Below are 1,421 nucleotides of genomic sequence, written 5' to 3'. Positions count from 1 at the left end.
CGGCCGCGCCCATGGAGGTGGTGTTTGAGAAGGTCACCCGTAATCGGTGACTATTAGGAAGCAATCGCCTCAATAGTCACTTTAGCATCGTTTGTCTTGTTTTTGGAATCGGATGAATCGGTGTTCTTGCGACACTCGGCGAGGACCTCCAGCCCCATGTAGCGGCGCTGTTCGGTCCACTCGTCGTTCTGCTCGGCCAGCACCGCGCCGACGAGCCGGATGATCGAGTCGCGGTTGGGGAAGATGCCGACCACGTCGGTCCGCCTCCTGATCTCCTTGTTCAGGCGCTCCTGGGGGTTGTTGCTCCACGTCTGACGCCAGACGGCCTTGGGGAAGGCGGCGAAGGCCAAGATGTCCTCGCGGGCCTCGTCCAGATGCTCGGCCGCCTTCGGGTACTTGGCCTCCAGCGCCTGCACGACATGACGATGCTGGGCATAGACCGACTCGGCGTCAGGCTGCTCGAAGACGGTGCGCAGCATGGTGGCCACCCACGGCTGGGCCGACTTCGGAACGCGCGTGATCAAGTTTCGCGCGTAGTGGGTTCGACACCTCTGCCATGACGCGCCCGGCAAGGTGGAGGCGATCGCGTCACGCAGCCCGGCGTGGCAGTCGGAGGTCACCATCAGCACGCCGGACAGGCCGCGGGCGACCAGGCCACGCAGGAACGCCAGCCAGCCCGCGCCGTCTTCGCTGGAGACGACGTCCAGGCCGAGGATCTCGCGCTGCCCGTCGGCGTTGACGCCGGTGGCGACCAGGGCGTGCACGCTCACCGTCCGGCCGCCCTCGCGGACCTTCTGGGTCAGCGCGTCGATCCAGATGAAGGTGTACGGGCCGGCGTCCAGCGGCCGGGACCGGAACTGCTCGACCATCGCGTCGAGTTCGGTGGCCATCGCCGAGACCTGCGACTTCGACAACGAGGTGATGCCCATCGCCTCGGCCAGCTTCTCCACCCGCCGCGTCGACACCCCGAGCAGATAGCTGGTGGCCACCACACTGGTCAGCGCCCGCTCGGCCCGGCGTCGCTTGTCCAGCAGGAAGTCCGGGAAGTAGGAGCCCTGCCGTAGCCGGGGCACAGCCAGTTCGATGCTCCCGGCGCGGGTGTCCCACGGCCGGGTGCGGTAGCCGTTGCGGGTGTTGACCCGCTCGCTGCTGACCTCGCCGTAGCCGGCGCCGCACAGCTGCTCGACCTCGGCGTCCATCATCCGCTGGGCGAACTCGCGGATCATCGTCCGGAGCAGGTCCGGGCTCGCCGCGGCGAGGGTGTCTTCCAAGTACTCCCCGGCAGCGGGCACAATGTCATTGACGGCCACTTCGTCCCCTTCGTGTTGATATGAGCGAATCGAAGGATTACGGAGTGGCCGTCTCTTGTCACATGGATCTCACCCGTACCAGTCCAAGGCTTGATCACCCGCACACCATCT

At 66.2% G+C, this 1,421-nt stretch carries 1 protein-coding gene; it reads right to left on the bottom strand.

From position 1 onward, the window contains the following. Positions 1-53 precede the first annotated feature (53 nt). Positions 54-1,310, bottom strand: coding sequence for an IS256 family transposase (locus tag ACTWQA_RS58960; RefSeq protein WP_443167492.1), 1,257 nt, complete (start codon positions 1,308-1,310; stop codon positions 54-56). Positions 1,311-1,421 lie beyond the last annotated feature (111 nt).

Source organism: Nonomuraea sp. 10N515B (genome assembly GCF_052245915.1).
Classification (GTDB): Bacteria; Actinomycetota; Actinomycetes; order Streptosporangiales; family Streptosporangiaceae; genus Nonomuraea.
The sequence above is the reverse complement of the archived record's forward strand: the minus strand, read 5'-3'. Positions and strand labels throughout refer to the sequence as shown.